This window comes from Microbacterium sp. E-13 (assembly GCF_049912955.1).
Lineage (GTDB): Bacteria > Actinomycetota > Actinomycetes > Actinomycetales > Microbacteriaceae > Microbacterium.
Window position 1 is genome coordinate 258,173 of sequence record NZ_CP183973.1, and the last position, 20,339, is coordinate 278,511.

The following is a 20,339-nucleotide window of genomic DNA, read 5'->3' on the forward strand; positions in this document are numbered from 1 at the left end:
AGTACCGCCGTGCTTGTTGGCATCGACAGCTACAGCTTCCATCGCTATTTCGGGGAGGTGTACGACATGCAGAAGGACCCGGGTACCCGCTGGGACATGAAGGACGACTTCGTTCCTTTCGCCGCATCGCTCCAGGTCGACGAGGTCGCGCTCGAGACGCTGTTCTACCCGGCGTTCGATGACGAGTACTGCGCGGCGCTGAAGGAGAGCCTCGACGACAAGGGCCTGCGTCGGGTCATCGGCTGGGGCCACCCGGACGGCCTGCACCGCGGGCAGGACGCCGAGGCGCTGGAGGACCTCATCCGACACATCCCGCGCGCCCGCGCCGTCGGCGCCGACATCATGCGCATCGTCGCGTCGAGCATGCTGTACGTCGACGAGCCGCACGGCCCGCAGGTCGTCGCCTCGGCCGAGATGCTGAAGAAGGCCGTGAAGGTCGCCGAGGACGAGGGCGTGACGCTCGCGATCGAGAACCACATCGACTTCACGTCGAAAGAGATCATGGACATCCTCAATGAGGTCGGGTCTGACAGCCTGAAGGTCAACTTCGACACCGGGAACGCCCTGCGTCTGTACGAGGACCCGGTCGAGGCTGCACGCCGTCTCGCGCCCTACACGGTCGCGACGCACACGAAGGACATCACGACGCGTCGTGGCGGCGCGCCGTCGGAGCGCTTCCTCTTCTGGCCCAGCTGCCCGGCAGGCGAGGGCCTCATCGACTTCCACGGCATCGCACAGGAGCTCGAGGCTGTCGGGTTCACGGGCTCGCTCGCGATCGAGCTCGATCTGCTGGCGTCGCCGTATGACGAGCGCACCGAGGAGGAGAACGTGACCCAGAGCATCGAGTTCCTGAAGTCGATCGTCGCGGACCTCCCGAGCACGAAGGCGGCCGCGGCGTGACCACTCCCGCTCCTGCCGACGAGCGCCCCGAGGTGAACTTCGGCATGCTGGGTTACGGGTTCATGGGCAAAGCGCACAGCAATGCGCTGCGCACCATCCCGTACATGTTCTGGCCGAACGCCGCACGCATCGGGATGCGGACCATCGCGGGGCGCACCGAGGCCGCCGTAGCGGAAGCCGCCTCCCGCTACGGCTGGACGAACTACGCGACCGACTGGCGCGACATCGTCGACGACCCCGACATCGACGTGTTCGACAACGTCGGCTCGGACGCGACGCACTTCGAGCCCACGCTCGCTGCGATCCGCGCGGGCAAGCACGTCGTATGCGAGAAGCCGCTCGCCGGCACAGTGGAGGAGGCCGACCAGCTGGCGGATGCCGCGGCCGAGGCCGGCGTGCTGAACATGACGTGCTTCAACTACCGGTTCGTCCCCGCCGTGCGCCTCGCGCACGAGATGATCCGCAACGGCGAGCTCGGCGACATCTATTCGGCGACGTTCCGCTACTCGCAGGAGTGGCGGACCGGTGCGCCTGACCAGCTGCCCACGTCGACGGGGGCGCTGGACGTCATCGGCTGCCATGCGATCGACCAGGCGCGCTACCTCGTCGGCGAGATCGCCACGGTATCCGCGTACATCACGAACCCGGTCACGGATGCCAGCAAGGCGGAGCCCGTCGACACGGTGTCGTCTGTGCTGCAGTTCGACAGCGGCGCCACCGCCGGCCTGTCCGCGAGCCTGATCTCTCCCGGGCGTCGCAACATGCTGGCATGGGAGATCAACGGGTCCCGGGGGAGCCTGGCGTGGGACCTCGAGCAGCTCAACGTTCTGAAGGTGTTCCGCCGCACGGGCGGGGCGACCGACGGTTTCGCGGACGTCATCGTGAACGAGGCGCAGCACCCGTTCATGGACGTGTGGTGGCCGAGCGGCCACGTGCTCGGCTGGGAGCATTCTCACATCAACATGCTCGCGCACTTCGTCGAGGCCGTCCGTGGTCGTGGCGAGGTGGCACCGCACGCGGCGACGTTCGCGGACGGCGCGCAGGCGGCGCGCGTCGCGGCGGCGATCACCGCGGCCGCGGCATCCGGCGAGCGCACGACGGTGGGCCGCCGCGCCTGATCCAAACCGATACAGAAGTGGTCGTCACCGGATCACGCAGACGCTCGGCTGGGATATCCAGCCGAGCGTCTCGCGTATCCGGCGGTTGTGTCGGTGGGCGATGCCGGGGAGACGTGTCGTAGGCACACCGCGACCCCGTCGCAGCCGCCCTTCCGTGTCGCCGTGGGTTCAGGCTCAGTCGGCGTCAGGTCGTGATGAGGCGCGCGCCGAACCGGAACGCGCGCGCCTGACCGGGCTGGAGCCGCACGAGGTCGGCCTGATCGCGGCGGTTGAACGCGTTCGTGAGGGCCTCGACGGGCTCGAGCGCGATGGAGGCGCGCGGGCCGCGTTCCAGGTGGTCGGCGGTGTAGACGTGCATCGAGCCGCGTTCCTGCCACACGTCCAGGCCAACGCCGGTGGCGGGGTTCTGGATGAACGTGTGGTGCAGGCCGTCCGATGCGGTCGCGAGCCCAGTGAAGCAGGTGTCGATCACGGCGGAGCCCACCTGCCGCGGATGCCGGAAGTCGAGTGCGTCGCCATCGCTCAGCTCCACGATTCCGGCGTCGCCGTCGAGCGGGATGAGCGCGTCGTCGGTGGCTACGCGTGCGGCGGCGTCGACGTGCAGCACGAGCTGGTCGACGGGGGCTCCGAGAGTGAAGTAGGGATGCCAGCCCAGCGTGACCGGGGCGGCCGACTCTCCGTGGTTCGTCGCGATGATGTCCATCGCGATCGAGTCACGCCTCAGGACGTAGACGACGTCGAGCCCGACGGCGAACGGGTAGCCCGGCATGGGGTCGGCGACCGGCTCGACGAGCTGCTGGTTACGAAGGCGGAGCATGAACGAGTCCGCGGTCGCGATGGACTCGACGGGGGCGAAGCGGCGTGTGCGGAACATGCCGTGGAGAAGAAGCGGCGGCGAGCCGGTGGCGGATGCCGTCAGGTCGTGCTCTTCGCCGTCGAAGCCGTAGCGCGCGTCACGGACCCGGTTCGTGAAGGGCGCCATGACAGCGTTTCGCACACCCGCCTGCTCGGTGAGCTCGGCGGCATCCTGGTATCCGTCGACGAGATCGTACGACGCGGAGCCATCGGACGCGCGCCAGCTGAGGAGGGTCGCACCGACCGGCGAGATCCGGGCGACGACGGCGCCGTCGTCGCTCTCGACGACGAACGCCGTGAGGCCTGCCTCCGTCGCGAGCCGCATGCGCATGTCGATCGTGGCGGTGCTCATCTCTCGTCCTCGTCTTCGTGGGTGTCAAGGTCTCCCGGCGCTTCCGCGCGCATCTGAGCGAGCTCGGTCTTCATCGCCTGGATGCGCTCCGCAGCGGCCGCTCCCCGCCGGATCGACACGCCCGTGGCGATGACGTCGATCACGACGAGGCCGGCGAGCCGGCTCACGGTCGGGGTGTACAGGTCGGTGTCCTCGAAGGTGTTGACGTGGATCGCCACGTCGGCGACGTCCGCGAGCGGGCCGTTGTCGCCGACGATCGCGACGACCTTCGCGCCCTTCTGCTTGGCGAGCTTCGCGACGCGGATGACGGTCTCGGTGCGCGCGGTGTTCGAGATCGCGACGACGACCGTCGATGGGCCGCTCATGGACGCGGAGATGAACTGCTGGTGGTAATCGGCGGGGGCCTGGCACGGCACCCCGAACAGCGGGAACTTCTGTTGCGCGTCGAGCGCGACGATGCCGCTCGCGCCCGCGCCGACGAAGATCACCTCGCCGGCGTCGAGCATGAGGTCGATCGCATCGCCGATGATCCGGTCGTCCAGATGCCGGTGTGCGCGGTCGAGGCTGCTGATGGTCCGGCTGAAGACCTTTCCCGTCAGGTCCTGCAAGCTGTCGTCGGCGCCGATCGCGGAGAGCGTCATCGGCAGACCGAGCGCGATCGTCTGCGCGAGCTCGATCTTGAACGAGCGGAACCCGTCGAATCCGATCGCGCTGCAGAACCGCATCACCGTGGGCTCGCTCACGCCGGCGGCTTCCGCGAGGCCGGCCATGTTGTAGCTCATGACCTGCGTCGCGTCGTTCAGTACCAGATCGGCGACTTTCTGTTCCGAGGCCCGAAGGAAGTCGCGTCGGTCAGCGATCGTCTCCAGCAGCATGCCCGCGGAGGGCCCTCCGGTCATGGTTCTCATCGCGCCCCACGTGCTTGTTCCGAGAGGCTGTCGAATACCGGACCTCGGGTGGGGATCTCGATCGCGAAAACCTCGCCGATGACCTGGGTCCAGCCGTGGAGGAAGTATATCCATCCGTCTTCGGCATGCCGCACGCGATGGGGGTGCTGGCGCCGCGCCTGCTCCAGGAACACGAGATCGCCCCGGTAGTTGAGTTCCCATGCGAGCGACTCCTCGGGGAACTCGGCCCGATCCGTCAGCGGCGAGCCGGGAGCGTCCTTGCCGAGGCCGGTCGCGTTCACGACGAGAGATCCCGCCGGCAATGCGGCGACGACGGCGTCGTTCACTTCCGGTTCCGGTGCGAGGACGTACTCGAAGCGCGTGTCGGTGTCGAGACCCTCGTGGAACTCGCGGATGTGGTCGAGCCGGGCGGAGGAGCGGTTCGTGACGACGATGCGACCGGGCCGGTCGGCGCGCGTCAGCTGGCTCAAGTACCAGCTGATCGCGATGCTGCTGCCGCCGGCGCCGAGCAGGCACACGTCCCCCCCGGTACGAGACCAGTGGCCGTCGGGAACGAAAGCGTCGAGGGCGAGGCCGCTCGAGATCGGGTCCTTCGCGTGACACACCAGGCCCGCCTCGCTCTTCGAGATGCAGCTGGTCTCGCCCATCATGGTGGAGAACTCATCCCGGACATCGAAGAGGTCGGATGCGGCCTGGTACAGGTCGATCTTGTGGGTGGTGACGAGGGCTCCACGGCTCAGCGGGTCGTTGGCGATGAAATCAACGGTGCGGCGGTAGACATCGGCATCGGCGTGGATCGGGAGGTCGATACCCTGCAGCACTGCTCCCTCCAGGCCCAGTGCCTCAGCCCAGCGCGGAAAGACCTTCTGGATGGACGAGCTGCCCGTGGAAACGCCGATGAAGTAGAGAGTCGGTCTCGTGGCCGGGCGGAGGGTCTCGCTGGTCATGGTGGGGAAGGCGGTCATGACGGGAACTCGCTTTCGCGACGGTATCCGACGTGGTCGGGGTTGTCGGCGAGCGTCCAGGATTCTGGGCCGGACACCACAAGGCGCCGCATGCCACCTGCCTGCTCGATCACTCCGTAGTCTTGTCCGGCCTCGGCGGCGTAGCAGAACAGTGTGGAGAAGGGCGTGTCGCCGACGTTGACACTGCGGTGGATCCAGTGGCCGGGCACGTGAACTGCGACTCCGGGCGTGATCTCGATGGCGCGGGACTCGCCGTCGAGAGTCTCCATCAGCATCACACCGGTACCGCTGAGGCCGTAGTAGAGCTCGGCGAACTCGGGGTGAGCATGGATATGCCCCCGGGTCATGGAGAACTCCGCACCGATACGGCCGGGCTGGACTGTGCTGATCCCGATCGTGAGCGCGCCTGTGCCCTCCTCGACCGTGCTGCTCTCCACGACGTAGACGGGCTCGCCGTCATCGCGGCCGAGTGCGGCCGCAAAAGCGGAGTCATCCCGGTAGAGGCCCGTCAGATCCGCGAGGCGCTTCTCGTACCGGGCGTTGGCGCCGGACATCGTGCCGCGGTCGACGAGCACCTTCAATCGGGCTGGTTCCGCAATCAGGGGATTATAAGAGCTCATCGATTCTTTCCTGTCGTCGCGAGTCCGGGCGAAGAGGGGGACCGTTCGAACCAAGGCTCGAGGCGCCGGTATGCGTCGACGAACGAGGCGTGCGCATCGACATAGGTCGGGTGGGCGGTCTCAGAAGGAGAGAACGTCCCGGTTGTCCTGGAGAGCCGCTCGGCGATCTGGAAGCCGTCGAAGACGCCGACGCCGACGCCGCCGACGATCGCGGCACCGAGGGCTGTCGCTTCGTCGACGAGTGCGCGACGACGGATCCCCATACCCCAGATGTCACTCAGGAGGGAGAGGACTTCGTCGGAGCGGGCGGCGCCGCCGATCACCTGGACCGTGCTGATCCGCGCCCCGTTGTCCGTGAAGGCGCGCAGCCCCGAGTAGAGGTTGAAGGCGATGCCCTCGAGCACCGCCCGGGTCAGATTCGCTTGGCTGTGGTGGCGGGCGAGCCCGACGAAGGCCGCCCGCGCATGCGGGTTCCAATAGGGAGATCGCTCGCCGAGGAGGTGAGGAAGGAAGAAGAGCCCGTCTGCGGATGCCGAGGCGCCGGCGGCTGCGCGGAGAAGTTGAGCGTAGTCGCCTCCCTCGGGTTGCAAGATCTCGACGATCCACTGAAGGGACGCTCCGCCGGCTTGCATGGTGGCCGTCGGCACGAACATCCCCGGCACGACATGGTTGAAAGTCATCGAGCGCATCTGCGGGTCGTGAAGCGGTGCGCTCGAGGCATACGACACCCACGAAGACGATCCCAGATAGGCGTATGCGCCCGACCCGGAGTCCACGATGCCGGTGCCGAGTGCCGCCATGGGGCCGTCGCCGCCACCCATCACGACCGGGGTTCCCGCGAGGAGTCCCGTGATCCTCGCCGCGTCGGCGGTCACGACGCCCACGACGGCGGTGGACTGGACGATCGGCGCGAACAGCGAGGGTGCGAGATCGGCGGCCGTCAGGATGTCCTCCGACCACGTGCCGGAGCGCTGATCGTACGCATTCATACCGCTGGCGTCGGACGGGTCGGTGGCGAGCTCGGACGTCAGTCGGTACGCGACGTAGTCCTTCGCGCAGACGACTCGGCGCGTACGCCCGAACGCGTCCGGATCGTTGTCTCGCAGCCACATGATCTTGGGCAACGAGTACGTGGCGTTCAGTCTGTGGCCGGTGATGGCGTAGCCGTCGCTCATGCCGATGCGGTCGATGAGGAGGTCTGCCTGCGCGGTGGATCGGGTGTCCGCCCAGATCATCGCGGGCCGCACCGGCTCGCCGGCGCCGTCGAGGAAGACCGCTCCCATCATCTGACCGGAGAAGGACACGGCAGCGATCCGCTCGCGCGCACCGGGGACCCGCGCGAGCAGCGTGCGAGTCGCCTCTGCGACCGCATGCCACCACGCCCCGGGATCCTGCTCAGCCTTTCCGTGCGAACCGAAGTCGGTGGAGTACGCCACCGTCGTGGCCGCCACGACAACGCCCGTTTCGTCTACGAGTGTCGCCTTGTTCCCTGTGGTTCCCAGATCGTGCGCGATGATCGCTGCGCCGGTGCTCATCGGAGGCTGAACCCGCCATCGATCAGGAGCTCAGTCCCACAGCAGTAGGCCGCCTCGTCGCTCAGCAGGTATTCGACCGCGCCGGCCACCTCCTGCACTGTGGCGAAACGGCCGACGACCGTGCCCTCGGTCCAGTGGGCGTGCATGTGCTTCTTGAGGGCGTTGAGCGGAGTGTCGACGTAGCCGGGGGAGACGGCGTTGACGCGTACCCCGCGTCCGCCCCATTCCACCGCCAGGGAGCGGGTCAACGCGGAGACACCGGACTTCGAGGTGTTGTAGACGCTTTGCTTCTGCGGCTCGTTGACCACCGCGTTGCCGGACATGGATGCGACGTTGACGATGGCGCCGCCACCTCGGGCCAGCAACTCTCGGCCGAACTCGCGGCATGTCAGGAACGTCCCGCGGAGGTTGACGCCCATGACCCGGTCATAGGTCTCCATCGGCATGTCCTCGGCAGCCACGTCGTTCTCGACGATCCCGGCAGAGTTCACCAGGTCGACCGGCGCCTCGCCGGCGGCGTAGATCGTGGCGACGGCATCCCGGACCGACTCCTCGGAGGTGATGTCCATGGGGATGAAGCGACCGGCGCCTGCCTGGTCCGGCTCACGGAGGTCCAGCGCGTACACCTCGGCGCCCTGCGCCTCGAGTGAACGGGCGATCTCCGCACCGATTCCGCCGGCAGCGCCGACGACGGCGACACGACGACCGGAAAAGCGATTCGTCACGAGGGTCTCCTTCGAATCTCGATCTCACAGTTGGTGTAGCTAAACTACATAGACGAGCGGCGCTCGCGCAACACTGCCATCCTCCGGCTCCCCGCCAGAGGCGCGCTTTTCGGCGGAAAATCAGCGCTATGCGGATTTTCCGCGAAGAAATGGACCATGTATGCATCGATCTCAGGTTTGCGAACCGAGATTTGATGTAGTAAACATTCAACCAACCCGTCGTGAGCCCGCTTGCCGTGCAGGAGCAGAATCAATGTCGATTTCCATCTCAGACCGCCGCCCATCGCGGTTCCAGATAGCCGCCAACCCCGTCACATTGCTGAACCGGTTCGGCCTTCTGCTCGTGATCCTCATCGGGATCGTGGTGATGAGTGCGATCTCGCCGGTCTTCTTCACCACGGTCAACTTCACGAACGTCCTGTACGTGTCGAGCCTCGTCGCAGTCGTTGCGATCGGACAGATGTTCGTGCTCCTCGTGGGTGGCATCGACCTGTCGGTGGGCGCCGTCGTGGCGATCTCGTCGGTCTTCGTCGTCGGCCTGACGACAGAATCGGGCCTGCCGACCTGGCTCGCCGTGATCATCTGCCTTTCGATGGGCGCGTTGATCGGGTTCGTCAACGGCTTCGTCACCACGAAGTTCCACATCTCGTCGCTCATCGTGACGCTCGGCATGATGAGCATCGCGCGCGGTATCGCCTACATCTACACGGGCGGGTCGAACCTCGCCCCCATCCCCTCGGATCTGGCCGCGGCGGGCAACGCGACGATCGCCGGGATCCCGGTGTTCATCATCTTCGCGATCGTGATCGCCGTCGTCGCGCACATCGCACTTTCCCACACGCGCTTCGGCCGCTCTGTCTACGCCGTGGGCGGCAACAAGGTCGCCGCGCGGTTCTCCGGCATCCGCAGCGATCGCATCCAGATCCTCGCGTTCATGGTGTCGAGCATCCTGGCGTCCGTCGGCGGACTGATGATCACAGTGCGGCTCGGTGCCGGCTCGGCCACCGCCGGCACGGGCCTGGAGCTCGTCGTGATCGCGGCCGTCGTCATCGGCGGCACGAGCCTCTTCGGGGGAGAGGGCCGTGTGAGCGGAACGCTCCTCGGCGTGCTGCTCCTCGGCCTCGTGCAGAACTCGATCAACCTGCTCGCCGTCCCCGCCAACTTCGACCTCGTCGTCAGCGGCGTCGTCATCATCCTGGCCGCCGGAGTCGACGTCTACCGGCGCCTCAAGCTCGAGCCCGCGCTCGCCCGGCGGGCGCTGGAGAAGCAGAAGCGGGCAGAGGCGGAACGCGAGGCCGAGCTCGCCCGGCAAGAAGTGGCGAAGGACCCGGCCCCGACGAGCTGACCGCGCCGTTCCAGACCAGCCTGCCCAGGGCACCCACACCTGCAACACCCTGACGACGATCTAACAGCAAAGGAGCACATCGTCATGACGAACCATGCACGCACCCAGAACCGGTTCCGCCGGGCCGCGGCCGGACTGGCCCTGACCGGGGCACTCGCGATCGCCGCCGCCGGCTGCGCCAGCGGCGGGAGCGCGTCCGCCGGTGCGGCGGCGGAAAGCGACGGAAGCGGAATCGAGGGCAAGCGCATCTCGTACATCAGCTTCGGTCAGCAGTACGAGTTCATCGTCGGCCTCACCACGACGCTCGAGGACAAGCTGACCGAAGCGGGCGCCACCGTCACGACGCTCGACGGCAAGTCCGACCCGAACCTGCAGACCACTCAGGTCCAGGACGCTCTCGCCCAGCAGCCCGATGCGCTGATCATCGACCCCGTCGACCCGGCGCTCATGACCGCGGCCATCCAGAAGGCCAATCAGCAGGGCGTTCCCGTCTTCATCGTCGAGTCGCTGCCGGAGGGCGTCGACTACACATCGTTCGTCGGCTATGACAACGTCGCCGCCGGCGCACTCGGCGCGCAGACGCTCGCCGCGGCGATCAACGACGAGGGCACCGTGCTCCAGCTCCAGGGCGGCGAAGCCTCCAAGCAGGCGAACGAGCGCAAGGAGGGCTTCGACGCCGAGATGGAGGACCACCCCAACATCGAGGTGCGCGACCTCAAGACCGAGTGGACAGCCGAGAACGCCAACACGATGGTCCTCGACGCGTTCACGACCGACCCCGGCATCGCGGGCATCTGGTCGCACAACGACGAGATGATCCGCGGCGCCGTCGAGGCCCTGCGCCACCTCGGGAAGACCGCGGTCGCCGGTGAGGACGGCCACGTCGTCATCGTCGGCCACGATGGCACGCCGCTGGCGCTGAATCGCATCCGCGAGGGCGTGCAGGACGCGACCGTCGTCTACGACGCGATCGAGATGGGCAGCCTGACCGCCGACAACATCATCGCGTTCTTCGCAGGCGAGGACTTCCCCGAGGACACGATCATCGATCCGTTCATCGCCGACAGCAGCAACGTCGACGACGACTCGCTGTGGGGCAACCTGCCGGCGCTCAACTGATACCGGCTCCATCCGCCGTACACCACGGGCCATCGGCCCCGAGAAGAAGGAGAGAAAGTGGCAGAGTACGCCAAGAAGACCGTGTGGCACTTCGACGAGATCGAAGAGGACGAAGAGACCGCTCGGCTCATGCCTGGTTTCGAGATCCAGTACATCATCACGGACGAGACCACCGAGAACAACAACGAGACCGTGTTCGGTCACTGCGTCTTCCCGCCCAATTCGCAGCATTTCCCGCACCGCCACCTGGCTGCCGCGGAGGTCGTGTACGTCATCAGCGGCCGCGTCGTGAACGGCTCGGTCACCGAAGACGGCACGATCTCGGAGACCGAGTGCGGTCCCGGCATGGCGACGTTCGTCCCGAAGCGCCAGATCCACTGGACGCGCAACCCGTACGACGAGCCCGCCGAGTTCGTGTTCGCCTACTACGGTGCGCCGAGCCTCGAGAAGAGCGTCTACGTCGATCTGACGGAAGAGGTCCCGATCGAGAACGTCGAGGTCAGCGGCGTGCTCGTGCACGACGCGAAGGTCGACACCAACCTCGCGAAGTACGTCTGATCCCCCGGTGGGCGCCGGTGACCCGGCGCCCACCGTCATCCCTCCACGCGGGAATCCCGCGAACGAAGAAAAGGACACGCATGCGCATCATCCAGGTCGGGCTCGGGTTCTGGGGAGCCGATTGGGCGAACGTGGTGGCGACGAACGGCCGCACCGAGCTCGTCGGGCTCGTGGACATCAGTGAGCCGGCGCTCAAAGAGGTCGGCGACCGCATCGGGCTCGCTCCCGAGCGCCGCTTCACGAGTTTCAGCGACGCGATCAAGAGCGTCGAGGCGGACGCCGCGCTCGTCGTCGTGCCTCCGCACGTGCACGAGGCGGTCGCGCTCGAGGCGCTCGCGGCGGGTCTGCACGTCATGGTCGAGAAACCGTTCACGACCTCCATCGCGGCATCGCAACGTGTCATCGACGCGGCGCGGGAAGCGGACCGCAAGGTCATGGTCACGCAGAGCTTCCGCTTCCGTCGCGGCCCCCGCACGGTCAAGCGGCTCATCGAGGAAGGCGCGCTCGGCACGATCGAGTCCGTGTACGGCCGCTTCTTCAAGGACCCGGCGTTCGAGGGGTTCCGGGTCGAGATGGACGAGCCGCTCATCGTGGACATGTCCATCCACCATTTCGACTACATCCGAGGCATCTTCGGGCTCGAGCCCGCCACGGTCCGCGCGCGCAGCTTCAACCCGTCGTGGTCGAGGTTCGCCGGCAACGCAAGCGCGAACGTTCAGTTCACGACCGCCGACGGCGCCGAGATCTCGTACGTCGGCTCGTGGCACGCCCGCCGGCCCACGACATCCTGGGACGGAGCGTGGGAGCTGCACGGCACCCACGCTTCGCTCTCATGGGACTTCAACAAGGTCGTGCTCTTCCCGCACGGGAACGTCATCGGCGAGACGGTGTTCCGAACCGGCGCGCTCGAGCGAGAGAACGACACGCTCGAGATCCCGCTCGACACGCTTCAGTACGAAGAGCGGCTCGGCACGATCGACGAGTTCATCGCCGCTGTTTCCGAGAACCGCCAGCCGGAGACGTGGGGCGGTGACAACATCCGTTCCCTCGGGCTCGTGCTCGCGGCGGTCGAGTCCACGAAGCGCGATGGCGAGGCCATCGACTTCGAAGAATGGCTGCGCAGCGAGGGCTCGCGACCGCAGGCCGCCGAATAGACGGAAGAGGACTTCACGATGTCGAACGATTCCGTCTCTTCCGGCGCGGCCCAGCCGCTTCTCCGGGTGGAAGGGGTCAGCAAGTCGTTCCCGGGCGTGCGCGCGCTCGACAACGTCGCGCTGACGCTCAACGCCGGCGAGGTCAATGCTCTGTGCGGCGAGAACGGTGCCGGCAAGTCCACGCTGATCAGCATCCTGTCGGGGGTGCAGACGCCCGACTCCGGGACCGTCCTGATCGACGGGCAGCCCTTGTCCGCGTCGCCCACGGGCGCGATCAAGGCAGGCATCGCGACGATCTATCAGAAGCGCCAGTTCGTCCCGGCCATGACGGTCGCCGAGAACGTCATGCTCGGCACGTGGCCCACGAAGGGCGGATGGGTGAGCCAGCGACGTGTGCGCAAGCGCGCGCTCGAAGTGCTCGCCGACGTGGCGCCGCACCTGTCGCCCGACAAGCTCGCCCGCGAGCTCTCGCCCGCCGAGGCGCAGGAGATCGACATCGCGCGCGCCATCTCGCTCGACTCCCGCGTCCTCATCATGGACGAGCCGACGACGGCGCTCTCCCCGCCGGAGGTCACTCGCCTGCTCGACCTGGTCCGCAAGCTGAAGGCGGACGGCATGGGGATCATCTTCGTGTCGCACTGGCTCGACGAAGTGCTCGACATCGCGGACCGGGTCACTGTGCTGCGCGACGGCCGGTACATCGGCGAGGCGCCGGCGGCCGACCTCGATGCGCAGGGGATCATCAAGATGATGGTCGGCCGCGAGGTCAAGGATCCGCCCATCCCCGAGCGCACGATCGGCGAGCCCGTCCTCCGTGTGCACAATCTCACCCGCACCGGACTGTTCCACGACGTGTCGTTCGAGGTGCGCGCGGGAGAGATCGTGAGCCTCGCCGGCATCGCCGGCGCGGGTCGGACCGAGGTCGTGCAGGCGGTGTTCGGCGCCGACAAGTACGACAGCGGCACGGTGGATGTCGACGGCAAGACGCTGCGGCCGGGCGACGTCACCAGCGCCGTCGACGCCGGCATCGGGCTCGTCCCGGAGGAGCGCCACCTGCAGGGGCTCGTCGATCAGCTGAGCGTGCGGGACAACATGACGCTCGCCGCTCTTCGCTCCGTGTCGCCGGGCGGGTGGTTGAGCCGTGCGCGGGAGAGCGCGATCGACAAGCACTACACCGCCGAGCTCTCCGTGAAGGCCGCATCCTCTGGCGTGCGCGTGTCCACTCTTTCGGGCGGGAACCAGCAGAAGGTGCTCATCGCCCGTTGGCTCGCTCGTGACCCGCGGGTCCTCATCCTGGACGAGCCGACCAAGGGCGTGGACGTCGGGGCCAAGGCCGAGATCCACAGCCTGGTTGCACGTCTCGCCGAACAGGGGATGGCGGTGCTCCTCGTGAGCTCCGAGCTGCCCGAGGTGCTCCTCCTCAGCGACCGAGTCCTCGTCATGCGGCAGGGCCGGATCGTCGCCGAGGTACCGAAGAACGAACTGACCCAGGAGGCCGTCATGGCCCCCGCCACCGGGGAGATCCTCCCCACGGAGGTGACTGCCTGATGTCCACGCGACTGCTGCCCATCTACCTGGAAGAGCACCCGACGGACTCGTTCCGCCGTCAGCTCGCGGAACTGCAGCTCCTGGGCGGCCGATCGATCGACTGGCTCGAGCCTGTGCAGATCGGCCGGGCCCCCGGGATCGACGCCGATGCCGTGATCGTCCCCGACATGAGCGGCGTCGCGTACCGCTCGCTCGCCGAGTTCCAGGCGCTCACCCTGCCCATCCTCGTCGTCACGAGCGAGTTCGGCACCGTCAGCATGTGGGACTGGGAGATCCGCGATTACCTGCGCCGGCGAGGCGTCGAGACTGTCGCGCCGACGTCGTTGCAAGAGTTCCACGATGTCTGCCGAGCACTCGGGGTCAAGACGCGTCTCGCGTCCGGCCGGATGCTCGCATATCAGGACAATCTCGGGGCCGGGAAGCAGCCCGACATCTTCAAGCGCTTCTATTGGTGGGAGGACGAGTGCGTGCAGGATCTGCAGCGCACCTTCGGCGTCACGGTCGAGCATCGCAGCTACAAGGAGCTCGTCGCCCGTGCCGACAGCATCCCGGAGCAGCGCGTCGAAGACGAGCTGCAGCGTGTGTCGGCCGGCGTGCCGATGGACCATGCTCTCGTGCGACGCGCGCGCATGGAGGCGCTGCGCCTCAAGCTCGCCCTCGACGACGAGCTCGACGAGACGCCGGGCGTCATCGCGGCGGGCATCAACTGCCTCAACGAGTCCGCCACGGCACGCACGACGCCGTGCCTCGCGTGGAATCTGCTGTTCGAGGAGCGCGGCCTCATCTGGGGCTGCGAGGCCGACCTGACGTCGATGATCACGCAGTACATCACGTGGGAATCGCTCCGTACCCCCGCGATCATGACGAATCTCTACCCCTTCCTGATGGGCGACGCGGCGCTCAAGCACGAGAAGATCCCGTACTTCCCGACGGTGGATGAGCCCCAGAACCACATACTCACGGCACACTGCGGATTCGTCGGCGTCATTCCGCAGTCGTGGGCCACGGAGTGGACACTTCGCCCCCGGGTACTCGAGATCGTCGACCCCCTGGCCCACATGATCGACGGACGCATCCCCGAGGGCGACCTCACGGTCGTGAAGATCACGAGCACGATGGACTCGTTCGTCGTGACGCCCGCCGTGCTGACGAACTACGAGCAGTACGAGAACTCCGACTGCCTCAACGGCGCGGTTCTCCGGGTCGAGGACGGTTACCGGTTCGAGGAGCACTTGGCGTCGCACCACGCGGTGCTCGCCGTCGGCGACATCCAGCGCCGGCTCGACGTCATCGGGCCCGTCCTCGGCCTCCAGATGGTCCGGATCTGATCCCCATAGCCGGCATCCTTCCACGCACCGCGCATCGCAGCGCAGCCCCGAAAGTGAGCGACAAAGTATGAAAGCGATCGTCTACGACCGGCCCACCGAGTGGTCACTCGCCGAGATCCCGACCCCCGAGCCGGGCCCGGGAGAGGTGCTCCTGCGTGTTCTCGTCGCGGGCGTCTGCGGCACCGATCTGCACATCCACGAGGGCGAGTTCGGGCCGACATACCCCTTGACGCCGGGTCACGAGGTCGTCGGCGAGGTCGCCGCTCTCGGCGCCGGCGTGGCGGGCCTCCCGACCGGCACGCGCGTGGCGTTCGACAATACGGCCTCCTGCGGCCGCTGTATCGAGTGCCGCCGCGCACGGCCGGCGTTCTGCCGCCACTTGATCGCACAGGGAGTGAATGCCCCCGGCGGCTTCGCGGAGTTCGTCGTCACCGACGCGAACCGGTGCTTTGCGGTCGACGACCTCGCCCCCGAAGTGGCCGTGTTCGCCGAGCCGACAGCGTGCGTCGTACACGGCCTCGACATGCTCGAGCTCAAGAGTGGCTCGGACGTGCTCCTGATCGGGGCCGGGCCGACGGGCCTCCTCCTGACGCAGCTGCTTGCAAACTCCGGGGCCAACACGCTCACTGTCGCGGCGCCCACCGCTGCGAAGCTCGAGCGCGCTGCCCGCGCCGGCGCCGACCACACGGTCCAGATCGAGCGCGGTGCCGACCTCACGGCGCAGCTCCTCGAGGGCACGGGAGGGGAAGGGTATGACGTTGTGATCGACGCGACCGGTGCGATCCCGGTGCTCGAGCACGCGATCCCGCTCACCCGCACGGGCGGCACCGTGTTCGTCTACGGGATGGCGGCCGAGCAGGCGAAGCTCGGCATCCTGCCCTACGAGGTCTTCCGCCGCGAGCTCACGATCAAGGGGTCGTTCGCACAGCAGTTCTCGTTCGACCGCGCGTTGAAGGCCCTGCGTTCGGGCCGGGTCGACACCACCGGCATGATCACGCACTCGTTCGGCCTCGACCAATACGCCGACGCGCTCGCCGCTGTGGCCGACAGCAGCAGCATCAAGACCGTCATCGTCCCAGGGAGCGCGTCGTGAGCCGGTATCCGCTCGGCATCAGCTCGTTCGTGCTGGCGTCCCCGTTCTCGGACGGCGACGTCGAGCAGTTCGACTATGCGAAGGATGTCGGCTTCGACCTCATCGAGGTCTGCGTCGAGGACCCCGCGCTCCTCACAGCGGACGCGCTCATCGCCGCGTCGTCGCGAACCGGGCTGCCCATCTCTATCTGCGGCGCTTTCGGCCCGGACCGAGATGTGTCGCACGAGGACCCCGCGGTCCGCCGCCGCGCGATCGACTACCTCAAGGGCTGTGTCGACATCGCGGCCGCCGTGGGATCGCCCCACGTCGCGGGGCCGATGTATTCAGCGACCGGGAAGACGCGCTTGCTGCCTCCCGCGCACCGGGAGCTGCAGCGTTCGTGGGCCGCCGTCAACCTGCGGGAGGTCGCAGAGTATGCAGGTGAACGCGGCGTGGCACTGGCCATAGAGCCGCTCAACCGGTTCGAGACGGATCTGGTGAACACCGTCGAGCAGGGCGTCGAACTCGTCGAACTGATCGGGCTGCCCAACGCTGGACTCATGCTCGACACCTTCCATATGAACATCGAGGAAAAGGACATCGCCGGCGCGATCCGCTCAGCGGGACGCCATGTGTTCCATTTCCAGGTGTCGGAGAACGACCGCGGCACTCCGGGAACGGGACACATCGACTGGACCGGCGTCTGGGCGGCACTCGACGACATCGGCTACAACGGATCGATCGTCATCGAGTCCTTCCTGCCGGATGTGAAAGAGATCGCGAAGGCCGTTTCACTCTGGCGTCCCTGGGCGGACTCGATGGACTCGCTCGCCCGCGAGGGCCTGGCGTTCCTGGAGCGCGAGCTCGCATCCGGCTCCTGAGGGTTCGCTCGAGTCCGCGACAGCGGGCGAACGCTCTGCCTGCCGGTCGTGCCGGTTGTGAGCAGGACGGCCGGTAGGGCGCGCGCTGAGGGGATGGCGCCCGCCACTTCGAGGGATTCGCGCCCCAGAACGTGAGGCGGTGGGCGCACTACTGTGCACTCCGACGCTCGCTCCGGTACTCGTGGTTCGACGAAGAGCGACTCCACGCACATGAAGCATCTCTCCGTCGCACCCTCGCCGATGAATGTGCCCACGCGCATCAGCGAGACGGGGGCACGACGAATACGTAAAGGAGAAGTCTTGGCTGCTGCAAACCGCATTGGCATCGTCGCCGAAGGGCCTGGGGAGTCCCGGGTCGCGGCGACTCCGAATACTGTCCCGAAGTTGATCGCCCTCGGTTACGACGTGGTCGTGGAGTCGGGGGCGGGGGCGGCGTCGTCGTTCCCGGACGCGGCGTATGTGCGTGCGGGGGCGACGGTGATCCGCGGGACGGGGGCGTGGTCGTCGCCGGTGGTGTTGAAGGTGAATCCGCCGACGCCGGGGGAGATCGACCGGCTGGCTGATGGGGCGACGATCGTCGCGATGTTGAGCCCGGGGTTGCGGCCGGAGCTGGTGGAGGCGCTGGCGACGCGGGGGATCACGGCGATCGCGTTGGATGCGGTGCCGCGGATCTCGCGGGCGCAGTCGATGGATGTGTTGAGTTCGATGGCGAATATCGCGGGGTATCGGGCGGTGGTGGAGGCGGCGCATGAGTTCGGCCGGTTCTTCACGGGGCAGGTGACCGCGGCGGGCAAGGTGCCGCCGGCGAAGGTGCTGATCGCGGGTGCGGGGGTGGCGGGGCTGGCGGCGATCGGGGCGGCGTCGAGCCTGGGTGCGATCGTGCGGGCGACCGACCCGCGGCCGGAGGTCGCCGACCAGGTCAGGTCGATCGGTGGCGAGTACCTGGAGGTGGTGGTCCCCGACGAGCAGAAGCAGGTCTCGTCGGACGGGTACGCCAAGGCCACCAGTGAGGCGTATGACCGGCGGGCGGCGGAGATCTACTCGGAGCAGGCTGCGGAGGTGGACATCATCATCACCACGGCGTTGATCCCGGGTCGGCCGGCGCCGCGGCTGATCACCGCCGCGGATGTGGCGAGCATGAAGCCGGGCAGTGTGATCGTCGATATGGCCGCGGGCCAGGGCGGCAATGTGGCGGGGTCGGTGCCGGGGGAGCGGGTGGTGACCGACAACGGTGTGGTGATCCTGGGGTATACGGATCTGCCGGGGCGGTTGCCGCAGCAGGCGTCGCAGTTGTTCGCGACGAACCTGGCCAACCTGGTGAAGCTGCTCACCCCGGGTAAGGACGGGCAGCTGGTGCTGGACTTCGATGATGTCGTGCAGCGGACGGTCACGGTGGTGCGTGACGGTGCGGTGACCTGGCCGCCGCCGCCGGTGCAGGTCTCCGCCGCCCCGGCGGTGACGGCGACGGATGCTGCCCCCCAGGGCGCTGCGGCGGGCTCGGCGACCGGGGCGGTGGCGGGGAGGAGGCCGTTGTCGGCGGGCACCCGGGCGGGGTTGATCGTGGCGGGGATCGCGGGACTGTTCGCGGTGTGCGCGTTCGCGCCGCCGCCGTTGCCGCAGCATTTCCTGGTGCTGACGTTGGCGGTCGTGGTCGGGTTCTACGTGATCGGTCATGTCGCGCACGCGCTGCACACGCCGTTGATGAGTGTGACGAACGCGATCTCGGGCATCATCGTGGTCGGCGCGATGGTGCAGATCACGCTGCCCGACCTGACCGTGCAGGTCCTTGCCGCGGTGGCGGTGCTGCTGGCGTCGATCAACATCTTCGGCGGTTTCGCCGTGACCCGTCGCATGCTCGCGATGTTCCAGAAGGGTGAGACCCGATGATCGCGGTCGCCGGTCAGATCGCCGGGGCGGCGTATATCGTCGCGGCGCTGCTGTTCATCCTCAGCCTCGCCGGGCTGAGTAAACACGAAACCTCCCGCCGCGGGGTGACCTTCGGCATCATCGGGATGGCGATCGCGTTGATCGCGACGGTGGTGCTGGTCGCCGCCGGCGCCTGGGACACCCCGTCCGGGGCGCTCGGGCTGACGTTGCTGGTCGTGGCGGTGCTGATCGGCGCGGCGATCGGGCTGTGGCGGGCGCGGATCGTGCAGATGACCGGGATGCCGGAGCTGATCGCGCTGCTGCACTCGTTCGTCGGGCTCGCCGCGGTGCTGGTGGGCTGGAACGGCGCCCTCTCCGACACCGGGCTGACCGGGGCGCTGGCCGACATCCACCACGCCGAGGTGTTCATCGGCGTGTTCATCGGCGGGGTCACCTTCACCGGGTCGATCGTGGCGTTCCTCAAGCTCTCCGCCCGGATCTCGTCCAAACCGCTGATGCTGCCCGGCAAGAACGCCCTCAACCTCGGCGCGCTGGCCCTGTTCCTGGTGCTCACGGTCTGGTACGTGATCACCCCCGAGCTGTGGCTGCTGGTCGCCGTCACGCTGCTGGCGCTCGCGCTCGGCTGGCATCTGGTCGCCTCGATCGGCGGCGGCGACATGCCCGTGGTCGTCTCCATGCTCAACAGCTACTCCGGGTGGGCGGCCGCCGCCGCCGGGTTCCTGCTGAACAACGACCTGCTCATCGTCACCGGCGCGCTCGTCGGCTCCTCCGGCGCCTACCTGTCGTACATCATGTGCAAGGCGATGAACCGGTCGTTCCTGTCGGTCATCGCCGGCGGGTTCGGCATCGCAGCGCCCCGCACAGACGGCGACCAGGCGCACGGCGAGCACCGCGAGATCGACGCGGAAGCCGCCGCCGACCTGCTCGCCGGCGCCTCCACCGTGGTCATCACCCCCGGCTACGGCATGGCCGTCGCCCAAGCCCAGCACGGCGTCGCCGACCTCGTCGCCAAACTGCGCGAGCGCGGCGTGGACGTGAGATTCGGCATCCACCCCGTCGCCGGACGCCTGCCCGGCCACATGAACGTGCTGCTGGCCGAAGCAAAAGTGCCCTACGACATCGTCCTCGAAATGGACGAGATCAACGACGACCTGTCCGGTGTGGACGTCGTACTCGTCATCGGCGCGAACGACACCGTCAACCCCGCCGCCGCCGAAGACCCCTCAAGCCCCATCGCCGGCATGCCGGTACTGCGGGTCTGGGAAGCGGACAACGTCATCGTGTTCAAACGCTCCATGGCGTCCGGATACGCCGGCGTGCCCAATCCGCTCTTCTCCCGCGACAACGCCCAGATGCTCTTCGGCGACGCGAAAGAGAAAGTCGACGAAATCCTCTTCCAGCTCACCCGAGTGTGAAAGCGGGAATTACGAGGCGGCGTGCGTCAGTGCGCCGCCTCGTACGCTTCGAGA

18 protein-coding genes are annotated in these 20,339 nt (G+C 67.6%); 12 read left to right on the forward strand and 6 right to left on the reverse strand.

Annotated elements, in window-relative coordinates:
* Window positions 1–9: 9 nt before the first annotated feature.
* Entirely contained in the window at window positions 10–900 is an 891-nt protein-coding gene (locus ACN9MP_RS01220; protein ID WP_426323194.1) for a sugar phosphate isomerase/epimerase family protein, read from the forward strand.
* Window positions 897–2,018 (forward strand): Gfo/Idh/MocA family protein, encoded by a 1,122-nt coding sequence (locus ACN9MP_RS01225; protein ID WP_426323196.1) that lies wholly within the window; start codon window positions 897–899, stop codon window positions 2,016–2,018. The genes ACN9MP_RS01220 and ACN9MP_RS01225 overlap by 4 nt, the downstream gene beginning before the upstream one ends.
* 184 nt (window positions 2,019–2,202) lie before the next feature.
* Here the strand turns inward: ACN9MP_RS01225 and ACN9MP_RS01230 are convergent, their stop codons facing one another.
* Genes ACN9MP_RS01230 through ACN9MP_RS01255 form a run of 6 tightly spaced genes read right to left on the reverse strand, consistent with a single transcriptional unit; the run spans window position 2,203 to window position 7,978 of the window.
* Window positions 2,203–3,225, reverse strand: a complete 1,023-nt coding sequence (locus ACN9MP_RS01230) for an aldose 1-epimerase (protein WP_426323198.1) — start codon at window positions 3,223–3,225, stop codon at window positions 2,203–2,205.
* On the reverse strand, window positions 3,222–4,124 hold the full coding sequence (locus ACN9MP_RS01235) for an SIS domain-containing protein (protein WP_426323200.1): 903 nt from the start codon (window positions 4,122–4,124) through the stop codon (window positions 3,222–3,224). The genes ACN9MP_RS01230 and ACN9MP_RS01235 overlap by 4 nt, the downstream gene beginning before the upstream one ends.
* A 5-nt stretch (window positions 4,125–4,129) precedes the next feature.
* Window positions 4,130–5,098 (reverse strand): shikimate dehydrogenase family protein, encoded by a 969-nt coding sequence (locus ACN9MP_RS01240; protein WP_426323202.1) that lies wholly within the window; start codon window positions 5,096–5,098, stop codon window positions 4,130–4,132.
* On the reverse strand, window positions 5,095–5,718 hold the full coding sequence (locus ACN9MP_RS01245; RefSeq protein ID WP_426323204.1) for a glucose-6-phosphate isomerase family protein: 624 nt from the start codon (window positions 5,716–5,718) through the stop codon (window positions 5,095–5,097). Before ACN9MP_RS01245 ends, ACN9MP_RS01240 begins: the two co-directional genes overlap by 4 nt.
* Window positions 5,715–7,253: a xylulokinase gene (gene xylB / locus ACN9MP_RS01250; RefSeq protein WP_426323206.1), complete on the reverse strand. Its 1,539-nt coding sequence runs from the start codon at window positions 7,251–7,253 to the stop codon at window positions 5,715–5,717. The genes ACN9MP_RS01245 and xylB overlap by 4 nt, the downstream gene beginning before the upstream one ends.
* Window positions 7,250–7,978 carry an SDR family NAD(P)-dependent oxidoreductase gene (locus ACN9MP_RS01255; protein WP_426323208.1) on the reverse strand — a complete coding sequence of 243 codons (729 nt, stop codon included), beginning with the start codon at window positions 7,976–7,978 and terminating at the stop codon, window positions 7,250–7,252. Before ACN9MP_RS01255 ends, xylB begins: the two co-directional genes overlap by 4 nt.
* Window positions 7,979–8,231: 253 nt before the next feature.
* On the opposite strand from ACN9MP_RS01255, the gene ACN9MP_RS01260 reads away from it, so the two are divergent.
* From ACN9MP_RS01260 to pntB, 10 genes are all read left to right on the forward strand, one after another.
* Complete coding sequence (locus ACN9MP_RS01260; RefSeq protein ID WP_426323210.1) at window positions 8,232–9,323, forward strand: ABC transporter permease; 1,092 nt, start codon at window positions 8,232–8,234, stop codon at window positions 9,321–9,323.
* A gap of 84 nt (window positions 9,324–9,407) precedes the next feature.
* Entirely contained in the window at window positions 9,408–10,442 is a 1,035-nt protein-coding gene (locus ACN9MP_RS01265) for a sugar ABC transporter substrate-binding protein (RefSeq protein ID WP_426323212.1), read from the forward strand.
* Window positions 10,443–10,499: 57 nt separating this feature from the next.
* Entirely contained in the window at window positions 10,500–11,000 is a 501-nt protein-coding gene (locus ACN9MP_RS01270) for a cupin domain-containing protein (RefSeq protein WP_426323214.1), read from the forward strand.
* 80 nt (window positions 11,001–11,080) lie between these two features.
* Window positions 11,081–12,154, forward strand: coding sequence for a Gfo/Idh/MocA family protein (locus ACN9MP_RS01275; protein ID WP_426323216.1), 1,074 nt, complete (start codon window positions 11,081–11,083; stop codon window positions 12,152–12,154).
* A gap of 18 nt (window positions 12,155–12,172) precedes the next feature.
* Window positions 12,173–13,702: a sugar ABC transporter ATP-binding protein gene (locus ACN9MP_RS01280; RefSeq protein WP_426323218.1), complete on the forward strand. Its 1,530-nt coding sequence runs from the start codon at window positions 12,173–12,175 to the stop codon at window positions 13,700–13,702.
* Window positions 13,702–15,030, forward strand: a complete 1,329-nt coding sequence (locus ACN9MP_RS01285) for a hypothetical protein (RefSeq protein WP_426323220.1) — start codon at window positions 13,702–13,704, stop codon at window positions 15,028–15,030. Before ACN9MP_RS01280 ends, ACN9MP_RS01285 begins: the two co-directional genes overlap by 1 nt.
* A 67-nt stretch (window positions 15,031–15,097) precedes the next feature.
* Window positions 15,098–16,123, forward strand: a complete 1,026-nt coding sequence (locus ACN9MP_RS01290; protein ID WP_426323222.1) for a zinc-dependent alcohol dehydrogenase family protein — start codon at window positions 15,098–15,100, stop codon at window positions 16,121–16,123.
* Entirely contained in the window at window positions 16,120–16,983 is an 864-nt protein-coding gene (locus ACN9MP_RS01295) for a TIM barrel protein (RefSeq protein WP_426323224.1), read from the forward strand. Before ACN9MP_RS01290 ends, ACN9MP_RS01295 begins: the two co-directional genes overlap by 4 nt.
* Window positions 16,984–17,193: 210 nt before the next feature.
* A complete protein-coding gene (locus ACN9MP_RS01300) occupies window positions 17,194–18,870 on the forward strand; it encodes a Re/Si-specific NAD(P)(+) transhydrogenase subunit alpha (protein ID WP_426323226.1) in 1,677 nt (558 codons plus the stop codon).
* Entirely contained in the window at window positions 18,867–20,285 is a 1,419-nt protein-coding gene (pntB, locus tag ACN9MP_RS01305; protein WP_426323228.1) for a Re/Si-specific NAD(P)(+) transhydrogenase subunit beta, read from the forward strand. The genes ACN9MP_RS01300 and pntB overlap by 4 nt, the downstream gene beginning before the upstream one ends.
* Window positions 20,286–20,339: the final 54 nt, after the last annotated feature.